Origin of the sequence: Mycobacterium sp. 1423905.2 (assembly GCF_001673155.1) — a bacterium.
In the GTDB taxonomy this organism is placed as follows: Bacteria; Actinomycetota; Actinomycetes; order Mycobacteriales; family Mycobacteriaceae; genus Mycobacterium.
This window is the reverse complement of sequence record NZ_LZLE01000245.1, coordinates 24226-36532: the sequence shown is the minus strand read 5'-3', so window position 1 is coordinate 36532 and position 12307 is coordinate 24226. Positions and strand designations below refer to the sequence as shown.

The 12307-nt window shown below is 66.0% G+C and carries 7 protein-coding genes; 4 read left to right on the top strand and 3 right to left on the bottom strand.

Annotated elements, in window-relative coordinates; all coding sequences use genetic code 11:
* Nucleotides 1-166 precede the first annotated feature (166 nt).
* Together A9W95_RS15880 and A9W95_RS15875 are read left to right on the top strand one after the other, a co-directional pair.
* Nucleotides 167-643, top strand: coding sequence for a MarR family winged helix-turn-helix transcriptional regulator (locus tag A9W95_RS15880; protein WP_067414511.1), 477 nt, complete (start codon nt 167-169; stop codon nt 641-643).
* A gap of 103 nt (nt 644-746) precedes the next feature.
* Nucleotides 747-3230, top strand: coding sequence for an ATP-binding cassette domain-containing protein (locus tag A9W95_RS15875; protein ID WP_067414508.1), 2484 nt, complete (start codon nt 747-749; stop codon nt 3228-3230).
* On the opposite strand, the gene A9W95_RS15870 is transcribed toward A9W95_RS15875, so the two are convergent.
* The gene (locus A9W95_RS15870) at nt 3189-4325 is read right to left on the bottom strand and encodes an esterase-like activity of phytase family protein (protein ID WP_067414505.1); all 1137 of its coding nucleotides are present in this window, start codon (nt 4323-4325) and stop codon (nt 3189-3191) included. The genes A9W95_RS15875 and A9W95_RS15870 overlap by 42 nt on opposite strands.
* Entirely contained in the window at nt 4325-5059 is a 735-nt protein-coding gene (locus A9W95_RS15865; protein ID WP_067414529.1) for a VIT1/CCC1 transporter family protein, read from the bottom strand. The genes A9W95_RS15870 and A9W95_RS15865 overlap by 1 nt, the downstream gene beginning before the upstream one ends.
* Before the next feature lie 111 nt (nt 5060-5170).
* Between A9W95_RS15865 and A9W95_RS15860 the strand changes: the two genes are divergently transcribed.
* Entirely contained in the window at nt 5171-7120 is a 1950-nt protein-coding gene (locus A9W95_RS15860; protein WP_067414503.1) for an acyl-CoA dehydrogenase, read from the top strand.
* Between the two features lie 114 nt (nt 7121-7234).
* Here A9W95_RS15860 and A9W95_RS15855 read toward each other — a convergent pair whose 3' ends face one another.
* A complete protein-coding gene (locus tag A9W95_RS15855) occupies nt 7235-7693 on the bottom strand; it encodes an LppP/LprE family lipoprotein (protein ID WP_371328079.1) in 459 nt (152 codons plus the stop codon).
* 325 nt (nt 7694-8018) lie between these two features.
* On the opposite strand from A9W95_RS15855, the gene A9W95_RS15850 reads away from it, so the two are divergent.
* Nucleotides 8019-12200: a bifunctional nitrate reductase/sulfite reductase flavoprotein subunit alpha gene (locus A9W95_RS15850; RefSeq protein ID WP_067414498.1), complete on the top strand. Its 4182-nt coding sequence runs from the start codon at nt 8019-8021 to the stop codon at nt 12198-12200.
* The last annotated feature ends 107 nt before the right edge of the window (nt 12201-12307 follow it).

Here is a 12307-nt window from a genome sequence, read left to right as displayed (position 1 = left end):
GCCCCCATCCACCCCTGCCCCGGGGTCGGCTGCGGCCGGGCGAGGTCACTTCTCCGATTGTGCCAGGCCCAGCACCTTTCTCAGCGCAGCACTCCAGTCGATGTGAATTTCACCGTGTGCTCGCCAGAACTGGTTGCGCTTAGCAAAGCTATGCAACCATGGGAGCATGAGTTCATCCACCGCCGGCAACGACGCCGACGTTGCTCACGGACTGGGAGCCGACCTGTTGGCCGTCGTCGCGCGGCTCAACCGGCTGGCCACCCAGCGTATTCAGATGCCGCTGCCAGCCGCTCAGGCGAGGTTGCTGTCCACCATCGAGGCGCAAGGCGAGGCCCGGATCTGCCATCTGGCCGCGGTCGACCACTGTTCGCAGCCGACCATGACCACGCAGGTGCGACGACTCGAGGACGCTGGGCTGGTCGCCCGCACGACGGATCCTGGGGATGCCCGGGCGGTGCGCATCCGGATCACGCCGAAAGGGATGCGCACCCTCAACGCCGTGCGTGCCGACCGCGCGGCTGCCATCGAACCCCAACTGGCCCGGCTGGAGGCGGCCGACCGGCAGGTGCTGGCCGACGCCGTCGAAGTGTTGCGGCGTCTGCTCGACAATGCCGCGGCGACGCCGAGCCGCAACACGCTGTAATCGCGCAGGGCATCCTGGATGCAGGAAGTTGGTAAGGGGTAAACGCTCCCGGACGAACCAGACCCCGGAGAAAGGTGGCGGCGATGCGGAGCGAGGCATCGTGATGCCGAACACCTCACCGTTGACCGTGTGGGTCGGGTCGATGCGGTACCTGTTCACCCCGGGCCGCGACGTGGTCGTCGGTCATGGCGACCACTGCGATATCCGCCTGGATCGACCTGGTCAGCCCGCTCCGATGCCGCAGCAAGCGATTCCGGATGTCGTGCTCCGGTTCGCCGGAACGCATTGGGTGGCGATCGACCGCAACGACAGCGGCATCTTCGCCGACGGCGTCCGGACGTCGGCGGTGGACATCCACGATGGCCAGTCCATCAGCCTGGGGGATCCTCAGCACGGGCCCAAGCTGACGTTCCAACTGACGCCGTCCGGGGACGAGCCGGTGCGGCCCGCGCCCCCCGCCGCCGGACCGGTCGGCCCGCGGACCCTTCCCGAACCAGCCACCCAGCGCATTCGCATCGAACCTTCCACCCAGAAGATTCCGGTGGAACCCCCGACTCAGAAGATCGCCGTTCCGCCGGTGAACCAACCGGCCGGCGAGCCAGCCACGCAGAAGATCGCCGCGCAAGGCCCGCTCGAGCGGGGCACCCGGCCGATGCGGATACCGCCGCCGACGCCGACGCCGCCGGCCGCGCCGGTCGGGGGCCTGCCGCGCCGCCCCGTGCCGCCACCGTCTCAACGCCCGACAGTGGAATCGACGCCCAAGAGCCGCAACTTCGTCAACCTGATGACCGAGGCCACGCGCAAGCTGCGGGTCACCCGGCCCGATAGCGGCCCAGCAGAGGCGCCGTCGACCAATCGGCTGCCGTTGCAACCCGGCGCGCGCACGGTCGGGGTGGCGGCATACGAGCTGACGCTGACTGCCGGCGACCACGCATTGGTGTCCAGCGTGTCGTTCACAGCGCGGCCCGGTTCCATGATCGCCGTCGTCGGGCCGTCGAGCGCACGCAACTCGGCCTTGCTCGCCGTGCTTGCCGGCACCCGACCACCGACGTCCGGCCTGTTGACCGTGGATGGTCACGACGCCGTCGCCGAGCCGGAGACGATGCGCTCGCGCATCGGCGTCGTGACACGTCACGACCGGGTGCATCGGCGCCTCACCGTGGAACAGGTCCTGCGGTACGCCGCCGAGTTGCGGCTGCCGCCCAATACGTCGCCGGACAACCGCGAGCGTGTGCTCAGCCAGGTTCTCGACGAGCTGGAACTTTCCCCGCACCGGAAGACCCGAGTGGCCAAACTGCCGCCGGAAGCCCGCCGGTGCACGGCGCTGGCCGTCGAACTCGTGACCCGACCATCGTTGCTGGTCGCCGACGAGCCCTCGGCTGGACTGGATCCGCCCCAAGACGAGCAGGTCATGGGAGTGCTGCGCCGCCAGGCCGACCTGGGCTGCGTGGTGGTAATCGCCATGACGTCGCCACACCACCTGCACCTTTGCGACCAGGTGCTCTTGCTGACACCGGCCGGAACGTTGGCGTTTGCCGGCCCGCCCGCCCAACTCGGCCCGGTGCTAGGCACCACCGACTGGTCGCAGATCTACGCGCAGGTCAGCGCCGACCCGCACGGCGCCCACCACACATTCCTCATGCGGCAGCAGGCGGCGGCTTCGCCGACTCCCCCGTCGGTGACAACGCCCGAGCGGCAACCCGCTGCACTCACGCTGGGCCGGCAGCTGCGCTGGGTGGCGCGCCGTCAGGCTCGCCTGTTCGTCGCCAACCGCCTCTACTTCCTGCTCATGGTGTTGCTGCCGTTCGCCTTGGGTGCGCTGATCTTGCTGGTGCCCGGAGAGTCCGGCTTCGAGCGCCCCACGGCGGGCAGCTCCAACCAGCATGAAGCCGTCGAACTCTTGGCTGCGCTTAACTTCGGGGCGGTGCTGCTGGGCACCCTGCTCACCATCGGTGCCGTCGTGACCGAACGCCGGATCTTTCGGCGTGAGCAGTCCATCGGGTTATCGGCGACGGCGTACCTCACCGCCAAGATCCTCTTCTTTGCGCCCGTTGCGGCCCTCCAAGCGGCGGTCCTGACCGTCATCGTCATCCTCGGCAAGGGCGGACCCCGACACGGCGGCGCCGTGCTGCACAACCCGGACGTCGAGCTGTACATCAGCGTGGCGATCACCGCCATCGTCTCGGTGATCGTCGGATTGGCACTGTCCTCACTGGGGAGATCACTGCGCGAGGTGCTGCCGCTGCTGGTGCCGGCCGTGCTGGCGTCGCTTCTGTTCGCCGGCGGATTGGTGTCGCTGGTCGGCACCTGGGGCTACGACCAGGTGTCCTGGTTCGTGCCGGCCCAGTGGGGATACGCCGCGTCGGCGGCCACGGTCGACCTGCGCCGAGTCGACGCGCTGGCCACCGCGAACGCGTTGTGGACCCACTATGTCGGATGGTGGGTGTTCGACCTGCTGATGCTGGTCTTCTTCGGCGCGTTGTGGGCCGGACTGGCGCGCTACCGGTTGCGGTCACCGGTTTCAGACGCCCCACCGGCCAAGGCGCTACATCGCGAACAGCAGGAACTGAGTGACCTGGGCGGCTGAGAAGTTGTTGTCGCTGACCAGCACCACCGACTGACGGCCGTCGGGCAGTTTGGGCCCGAGGGTGATGCCTTCGATGTTGTCCACCGGATTCTGCGGAGGTGACATCCCCGGGGTCGCGGACAGATCGAAGGCGAGCGACTTGGTCATCGGGGTCAGCGTCGCGCCGTGCACCGACGGCAGCGCCGAAACGTCTGTCGCAGAACCGATTTCGGCGCGATAGATGCGCACGACGGGAGGTGCCGCGCTGGATCGCTCCAGCACCAGGAACGTGGAGTCGGTCAGCGCCACCAGATCTGAGACGCCGTTGCGGTCGGCGGGCCAATCGGCCGGCTCCATGGGGTAGGCGTATTGGGCGGTCGGCGCGCCCGCGGCGACGTCGAACTTGGTGATCCGGGTCAGCACCTGGTGGTCGTCGTCGTTGCTCGGGCCGTCGTTGTAACCGGGTCCTTCCATCGCGGCGAACACCGACCGGCCATCCGGGGTCAGTGTCAGCCCCTCCAGCGCTCGATTGCGCCGCGGGCCACTGCGCTGCGCCGACATCGCCAAGTTGGACGGCAAGGTGAACTGGCCCAGGTAGCTGCCGTCGAGGTTGGCGATGCGGACCCACGGATCGGCGAGCACTGGCTGGCTATCGGTCAACCGTTCGCCCTCGGAACTCCAATACAGTCGTTGCCGCGCGGCGTCGAAAGCGATGCCCTCGGGATCGGGCGGAACCACCGGCGGTGCGACGTCTTGTTGCAGCGGCCCGAACGGTTGTCCCGACACGTCCAGCAAGGGGTGGGTACCGGTGAAGGTCACGTCGTTGATCCCCTTGTCCGACAAGGACAATCGCACCGTGTAGAACCGAGCCGGGCCGGTCTTCGAGCGGTCGTCGCTGATCACGTAGTACAGCTGGTCAGCCGCGTCGTAACTGATCCCGGACAACCCGCCGATCACCGTGCCCTCGAAGGTGGCGCCGAAGGGAACCTGGAATTGACCCAGATAGCTCAACAGCGGCCGCGGCATGTTGGTGGGTAATCGGGCCGCGCTGCACCCCGCCAACAGCACCTCTACAGTCAGGCAACACGCGGCCAACAGCCTTGTCAGCACGGACATCACATGAGCGCTGCGATAAGCAACCCGACCAGGTAGGTGGCAGCGACAGCGACGAAGCCGAACAGCAATTGTCGAGAAGCCGCCCACCACATCGGTTTCCGGGTGAACCGGGCGGTCAGACCGCCGGCGACCAGCAGGCCCACCGCGCCGCAGACCCAACCGGCGCGCAGCGACCCATGCCCCAGCAGATACGGCAACAGGGGTACCACCGCACCCAGGGCGAACGTCACGAACGACGAGATCGCGGCCACCCAGGGTGAGGGCTTCTCGGCGGGATCCACCCCGATCTCCTGCACCAGGTGGAAGTTGACCGCACGGTTCTCGTCGCGGTGAATCTCGTCGGTGGCCGTCCGCGCGGTCTGCTCGCTCATTCCCATGCGGACCAGCATGGCGACCAGTTCCGCCCGTTCGGCCTGCGGGCGCGCGCGCAGGTACCGCCGCTCCACCTGGACCTCGGACTCGATCTGCTCGTTGGCGGTGGTGACCGACGTGTATTCGCCCAGTGCCATGGAGAAGGCTCCGGCGAGCAGCCCGGCGATGCCGCTGACCATCGTAGTGTGCGCGGTTTCGCCGGCGGCCACACCGGCGATCAGGCCGGTGTTGCTGACCAGACCGTCCATGGCCCCGAACGTCGCCGCCCGCAACCACCCTCCGCTGACGTCGGTATGGGTGTGCCCGACGTCCAATATCGCGTCGGGGTCTGCGGCCGAGTCACCGGTCTGGGGCTGGGGCATGGCGCTATTCAAACCCATGTCGGCGCCCCGTCGCGGTGCGGCCCGGTTGATTGACAAAACACGCACGGACGGATTTGTTTGGCGGGCCCGGACGACGGGTTAACGTCGGGTATGGCGTCGAACAACACAAGCATTGCCGATCACCTGCGGAACGCGCTGGACGGGCGCTGGCGTGATGTGAAGAACGAGACACGCAAGATTTTGTCCGGTGAGGTGTTCCGGCCGCACTACACCCCCAACACGGTGATCGCCCGGGCCAAGGTGGCCCAGCAGATGCAGATCATGGCGGACGCGGGCATCTCCGACGAAGGGTTCCGCAAAGAGCACGGCGGCACCGGCAACGTAGGTGCGGCCATCACCATGATCGAGATGGTCGCCATGTCCGACCTGTCGTTGATGGTCAAGGCCGGGGTGCAGTGGGGTCTGTTCGGCGGCGCCGTCGAAAACCTGGGCACCGAGCGCCATCACGAGCAGTACGTCCCCAAGATCATCAGTTTGGAGATGCGCGGTTGTTTCGCGATGACCGAGACGGGCCATGGCAGCGACGTGCAATCGCTGGAGACGACCGCAACCTATGACGCCGACAGCCAAGAGTTCGTCATCAACTCGCCCACTCCCACGGCCCGCAAGGACTACATCGGCGGGGCGGCCGAGACCGCGTCGACCGCGGCGGTCTTCGCCCAGCTGATCACCACCGAGGACGGCGAACCGGTCAACCACGGCGTGCACTGTCTGCTCGTGCCGATCCGCGACGACGAGGGCAACGACCTACCCGGCGTGACTACCTCGGACTGCCAGTACAAGGGCGGCCTGCCCGGGGTGGACAACGGGCGCATCATGTTTGACAACGTGCGGGTGCCGCGGGAGAACCTGCTGAACCGCTACGGCGACGTGGCGCCCGACGGCACCTATAGCTCGCCGATTGATAACCCCAGCCGCCGGTTCTTCACCATGATCGGCACGCTGATCCGGGGCCGGGTCACCGTAGGTGGCAGCGCGGGCGCCGCGGCCCGCGTCGCGTTGGACATTGCCACCCGATACGCGTTGCAGCGCAGGCAGTTCAGCGCACCCGACGACGACGGCAAAGAAGTGCTGATCATGGACTACCTGGTGCATCAGCGCCGGTTGTTCCCGTTGATCGCCCGCTCCTATGCCCTGCAGTTCGCCCAGAACGAGTTGGTGTCCAAGACACACGACCTGCAAACCTCCGACGTGGTGGACGCCGAAGAACAACGTGAGCTGGAGGCTCGCGCGGCAGGGTTGAAGGCCGCCAACACCTGGCACGCCTCGAGGGCCATTCAGGAAGCCCGCGAGGCGTGCGGCGGCGCCGGATACATGGCCGAGAACCGGCTGATCGCACTGCGGGCCGACACCGACGTCTTCACCACCTTCGAGGGTGACAACCACGTGCTGACCCAGTTGGTGGCCAAGGAGTTGCTGACCGCGTACGCCGACGACATCAAGAGCATGAGCCCGGTCGAATGGGTTCGCTTCGCCGCCAATACCGTTGGCGACCGGGTGATGAAACGCACTGCGGCGGAAGCGATCATGCAGCGGATTGTCGATGCCCGGCAGGACAGCGAAGAGGAAGGCAGCCTGTTCAACCGCGGCACGCAGGTCACCATGTTCGAAGAGCGCGAGGAATATCTGCTGTCCTCGGTCGCGCGCCGGCTGCAAGGCAAGTCCAAGGAGATGTCCTCCTTTGACGCGTTCAACGCGGTGCAAGACCACGTGCTGCACGCCGCGCAGGCGCACATCGACCGGGTGATCCTGGAGGCGTTCGTCGCGGGTATCGACTCGTGTGAAGACGCGGAGGCCCGGGAGTTGCTCGACCTGGTTTGTGACCTGTATGCCCTGTCGGTGATCGAGGAAGACAAGGCGTGGTACATCGAACACCGCTACCTGTCGACCGAGCGCGCCAAGGCGGTCACCCGCGGCATCAACGACCGCTGCCGCAAGCTACGGCCGTATGCCCAGACACTCGTCGACGGGTTCGGTATCCCCGAGCAACTGCGTTACGCCGAGATGCTGCATCCGGAGAACCTGCCGAACTGCTCCTGAGCCCGACGCGGTACCCATTGTGCCGCTACGGCTTTCACTGAGCGGCCAAGCCGGGGAATTCACCGGTGTTCTCGCCGTGGCCGCACACTGGGGGCCCTGAGCGCACGTTGGGCGCTACTGATGCGGGATCGGGTCCAGCGCTTTGAGTTTGCCGTCCGGTCCGATCTGGAACCGCACCGTACCGCGGCCGCTAGGACAGCACTCCGAGTCGTTGCCCACCCGCCATTGGTACTGCACGGTGATGGTGTCGTCGCCCGGGGGCAGCACGACGATGTAGGGTTTCGGATTCGGTGTCGCCGGACCGAGGGCGGTGTTGTGGTCGAAGAACAACACCTGCTGCGGCGTCGACTCCGATGCGATGGTCGGAACGATCTGCACCCAGTGCAGACGACATTTGCGGGCGTGGCCACGGCCAATCTCGACCCAGAACGAGCCCGGCACCACGATCGGGACGGCAGCGATGGCCCTGCGTACCGTCTCGGACGATGGCCCATCGGACACCTTGCAAGCATCCGGTGCGGCAGGTGGCGGCGATGACCGCGGTGACCCGCATCCGGCGACGTAAAGGCACAGACAGACCCCGATCACGCATTGCCGCCACCGCACCAAGCGAGCTTAGCGAAGACTGTGAATGTCCCCCCGGTTTCGTCAAAAGCCCAGCTCTGAGGCCTGATCGTGACATTCGCGTGGGTAGTCTGGCCAGCAGATCGGCGGGTCGACGACGACCCGTATGGGAAGCCCTGGCTTCCCATGTTTCGACCAGCGCACTGCCACCTCTCACCCAGTGCGAGAACTCCGTAAACCGGCCGAAACGTGGCATGTCCTGTGCTGAAACATGCCCGACGCAGGATTTAAGCCGGAAGCGGTCCGCGATTCAGGAAGGAAGTAGGCGAGTCTCATGGCGCCCGAAAACGACGCCGTGCACACGATGTGCGCCTACTGCGGCGTGGGCTGCGGCATGGTGCTGCAGATCACAACTGACCCGGAAAGCGGTCGGCGTCACATCGCCAAATCAGTTGGCCGAAAGGACCATCCAGCCAACTTCGGCCGGCTGTGCACCAAGGGCGCGACCACGGCCGACCTGTTCGCGGCCCCCGGACGAGCCGAATCGGCATATCTGCGGCCCGACCGGGGCCAACCGTTCGAGCCATTGAATGTCGACGCGGCCATTGCGCGTTCGGCCAAGCGACTCCGCGCGATCATTGACAAGTACGGTCCAGATGCGGTGGCCCTTTATGTGTCCGGGCAGATGTCCCTCGAGGCGCAATATCTGGCAAACAAGCTGGCCAAAGGCTTCATCGGCACGAACCAGATCGAATCCAATTCGCGGCTATGCATGGCCGGCGCCAGCTCGGGATACAAGCTCTCGCTGGGTGCCGACGGACCACCCGGTTCCTACGACGACTTCGACCATGCCGACGTCTTCTTCGTCACCGGCGCCAATATGGCCGACTGTCACCCGATTCTGTTCTTACGGATGATGGAACGGGTCAAGGCCGGCGCCAAACTCATCGTGGTGGACCCGCGCCGGACCGCCACCGCGGCCAAAGCCGATCTGTTCCTTCAAGTCAACCCGGGCACGGATTTGGCTCTGCTCAACGGACTTCTGCACCTCATCGTCGAAAACGGACACACCGACGAAGACTTCATCAGCGAGTTCACCAATGGCTGGGAGGTGATGCCAAGCTTCCTCGAGCAGTACCCGCCCGACAAAGTCAGTGACATCACCGGGATTCCGGTCGAAGACCTTCGCACGGCGGCGCGCTGGATCGGCACCGCCGACAACTGGATGAGTTGCTGGACAATGGGTCTCAACCAGAGCACCCACGGAACCTGGAACACCAACGCCTTGTGCAACCTCCACCTGGCGACCGGTTCCCTATGTAAGCCCGGCAATGGTCCGTTCTCGCTGACCGGGCAACCCAACGCCATGGGCGGGCGGGAGATGGGCTACATGGGTCCGGGCCTGCCGGGTCAGCGGTCGGTGATCTCGAGCGAAGACCGCGAATTCGTCGAGGAGCAGTGGGGAATCGCCCGCGGATCGTTGCGCTCAGAGGTCAGCGACGGGGTGATCGACATGTTCTCCCGCATGGCCGACGGCCAGATCAAGGCGTGCTGGATCATGTGCACCAATCCCGTTGCCACCGTGGCTAATCGCCGCACAGTGATCGCTGGCCTGGAGAAGGCCCAACTGGTGATCAGCCAAGACGCGTTCGTCGAAAACGAGACCAACGAATACGCCGACGTGTTGTTGCCGGCCGCCTTATGGACCGAATCCGATGGAGTGATGGTCAACTCCGAACGCAACCTCAGCCTTTTCCAGCAAGCCATCGATCCGCCCGGCCAGGCACTCCCCGACTGGCAACTAATCGCTCGGATAGCCTGCGCGATGGGGTATTCGGACTCCTTCACGTACTCCTGCGCCGAAGAGGTCTTCGAAGAGATCAAGCAATTCTGGAATCCCACGACCGGGTACGACCTGCGCGGCATCAGCTACGACCGACTGCGCGAGACCCCGATGCAGTGGCCGTGCCCACCGGACAGCGCCAGCCGCAACCCGATTCGCTATCTCAATGACGGCGTCAGCCAGAAACGTCTGGTCCGCGAAGACGGGTCCACCCCCCGATTGGCCTTCCCGACCAAGGACGGCCGCGCCGTGTTCTTCGCCCGTCCGCACCTACCGCCGGAGGAGATGCCCGACGGGGATTACCCATTCCTGCTCAACACTGGCCGCCTGCCACACCAGTGGCACACGATGACCAAGACAGGCAAAGTCGGCAAGCTCAACAAACTCAACCCCGGCCCGCTCGTCGAGATCCACCCGGATGACGCCGCCCGCCTGCAGATAGCCGACGGTGACTCCGTCGAGGTCGCATCGCGTCGTGGCCGCGCCGTGCTGCCCGCCGTCATCACCGATCGGGTACTGCCCGGCAATTGCTTTGCGCCGTTTCACTGGAACGACGCGTTCGGTGAGTACCTGTCGATCAACGCCGTCACCAACGACGCCGTCGATCCGATATCGCGCCAACCCGAATACAAGGCGTGCGCGGTCACGCTGGCCAAAGTCGCTGCCGCCCAACGCGACGACGCCCCTCGGCCGTCGGCAGGCGATCGGACACCGACCCATCCGGTCGACACGATCTACCAGCCACCGCACATCAGTCTGTCGCAGATCGACGCCATCGCCGAAATGCTTGGCGTGGCAAGCGAACCGACACCACAATTCGACCGCCGCGGCCGCACCTATCTGCCGGGCATGATGGCCGGTCTGCGCCTAGAGGCCGGTCGGCCCATGACCGGGTTACCGACGCTACCCGAGACCGCGCCCTTCGACGCCGACACCCGCATGTGGTTGGACGGGCTGCTAGCGGGCATGTTCTCGCGTACCCCACTGTCCCAGCCCGATACCGCGGCGGCCACCCAGTCGGCGGAGCCCATCGCCGCCGCCGACCGGGTACCGATTGTGCTGTTATGGGCATCGCAAACCGGCAACGCCGAACAACTCGCCGCCGACGCGGCGCAGCGGCTGGGCCAAGCCGGGCTGCCGGTCCGTGTGCTCGCGATGAACGACCTCCCGGTGGCCGATCTCGCCACTACCCGGGAACTGCTGGTGATTACCAGCACTACCGGTGACGGCGACGCTCCCGACAACGGCGCCGACTTCTGGCATGCGATCCAAGGCTCAGACGCGCCTCGGCTGACCGACACCCGCTACGCCGTTCTCGCATTGGGCGACTCCAGCTATGACGACTTCTGTGGTCATGGCCGCAAACTCGACGAGCGCCTCGCCGAACTGGGCGCGTCGCGCATCACCGGCCGGGTCGACTGCGAACCCGATTTCGACGCGCCCGCGGCCCAATGGCTCGCCGGTATCGTGCAGGCACTGACCGAGGCGCCGGTTGGCGGCGGCACCACAACGGCGATACCTGTTGTGGCGCCGGTGTCTTCGACCTACAGCAAGAAGCGCCCATTGGTCACCGATCTGATCCGCAACACCACTCTGACCCGCCCACAGTCGGCCAAAGACGTGCGCCAGTTGGTGTTCCGGCTACCGGCCGACGCGGTCAGCTATGAAGCCGGTGACGCGCTCGGAGTATGGCCGCACAACAGCGACCAGTTCGTCGACGAATGGCTGTCGACGACGGGTCTGGACGGCGACGCCGAGGTGCAACTTCCCGACCACGGCACCATGTCGCTGCGCACCGCGCTCACCGACCGGTTCGAGATCGCCCACATCAGCCCCCAGTTGCTGCGCTTCGTGCGCGACCACACCCGCGACCGTCGAGCCGCCGACGAACTGGCCGAGCTGATGAAGCCGGACAACAAGGCGGCCCTGGGCGATTGGTCGTGGGGTCGGCAATCGGTTGACCTGCTGACCCATGCACCGGTCAGCGCGCCCGTCGAGGAATGGCTGCACGTGCTCAAACCGCTGCAGCCGCGCCTGTACTCGATCTCGTCCAGCCCCAAGGCCACTCCTGGGGAAGTGCACTTGACGGTGTCACCGGTGCGCTACAACTTTCAGGGCGTGCCGCGTCGCGGGGTGTGTTCGACCTACCTCGCCGACCGCTCCCCCAACGATCAAATCGCCGTCTACGTGAAGAGGTCGACCACCTTCCGGCCGCCCAGCGACCCGGCCGCGCCGATGATCATGATCGGGCCAGGGACGGGAATCGCCCCATTCCGTGGTTTCCTGCAGGAACGACGCGCGCTTGGCCACACCGGACCCAACTGGCTGTTCTTCGGTGAGCAGCACGCCGCCACCGACTTCTACTACCGCGAAGAGATCCAGTCGATGCGCGCCGAGGGGTTCCTGACCGAACTCGATCTAGCGTTCTCCCGCGACCAGCGGGAGAAGGTTTATGTGCAGCATCTGATGCGCAAGCGGGGCGCGCAGCTGTGGCGTTGGCTGCAGGACGGCGCCTACCTCTATGTGTGCGGTACCGCCGACCCGATGGCCAAGGACGTCGACCGCGCGATCTGTGAGATCGCCGCCGAACACGGCCGCCTCAACCCCGAAGACGCCCGCGCCTACGTGCGGTCGCTGCGCACCGAAAAGCGCTACCACAGAGACGTCTACTAAGCCGGCCGCCTGACGAATCGCTTCACGCGCCGGAAACATCACACGACCACACCTGAAACATTTCGGTCGCAACATTCACCCAAGAGGTTGGCACTCGTGGGAGGGAT

Bases quoted from the DNA above. Each gene is read 5' to 3' on its own strand.
- A9W95_RS15880 (WP_067414511.1), top strand. From the start codon at position 167: ATGAGTTCATCCACCGCCGGCAACGACGCCGACGTTGCTCACGGACTG.
- A9W95_RS15875 (WP_067414508.1), top strand. From the start codon at position 747: ATGCCGAACACCTCACCGTTGACCGTGTGGGTCGGGTCGATGCGGTAC.
- A9W95_RS15870 (WP_067414505.1), bottom strand. From the start codon at position 4,325: ATGTCCGTGCTGACAAGGCTGTTGGCCGCGTGTTGCCTGACTGTAGAG.
- A9W95_RS15865 (WP_067414529.1), bottom strand. From the start codon at position 5,059: ATGCCCCAGCCCCAGACCGGTGACTCGGCCGCAGACCCCGACGCGATA.
- A9W95_RS15860 (WP_067414503.1), top strand. From the start codon at position 5,171: ATGGCGTCGAACAACACAAGCATTGCCGATCACCTGCGGAACGCGCTG.
- A9W95_RS15850 (WP_067414498.1), top strand. From the start codon at position 8,019: ATGGCGCCCGAAAACGACGCCGTGCACACGATGTGCGCCTACTGCGGC.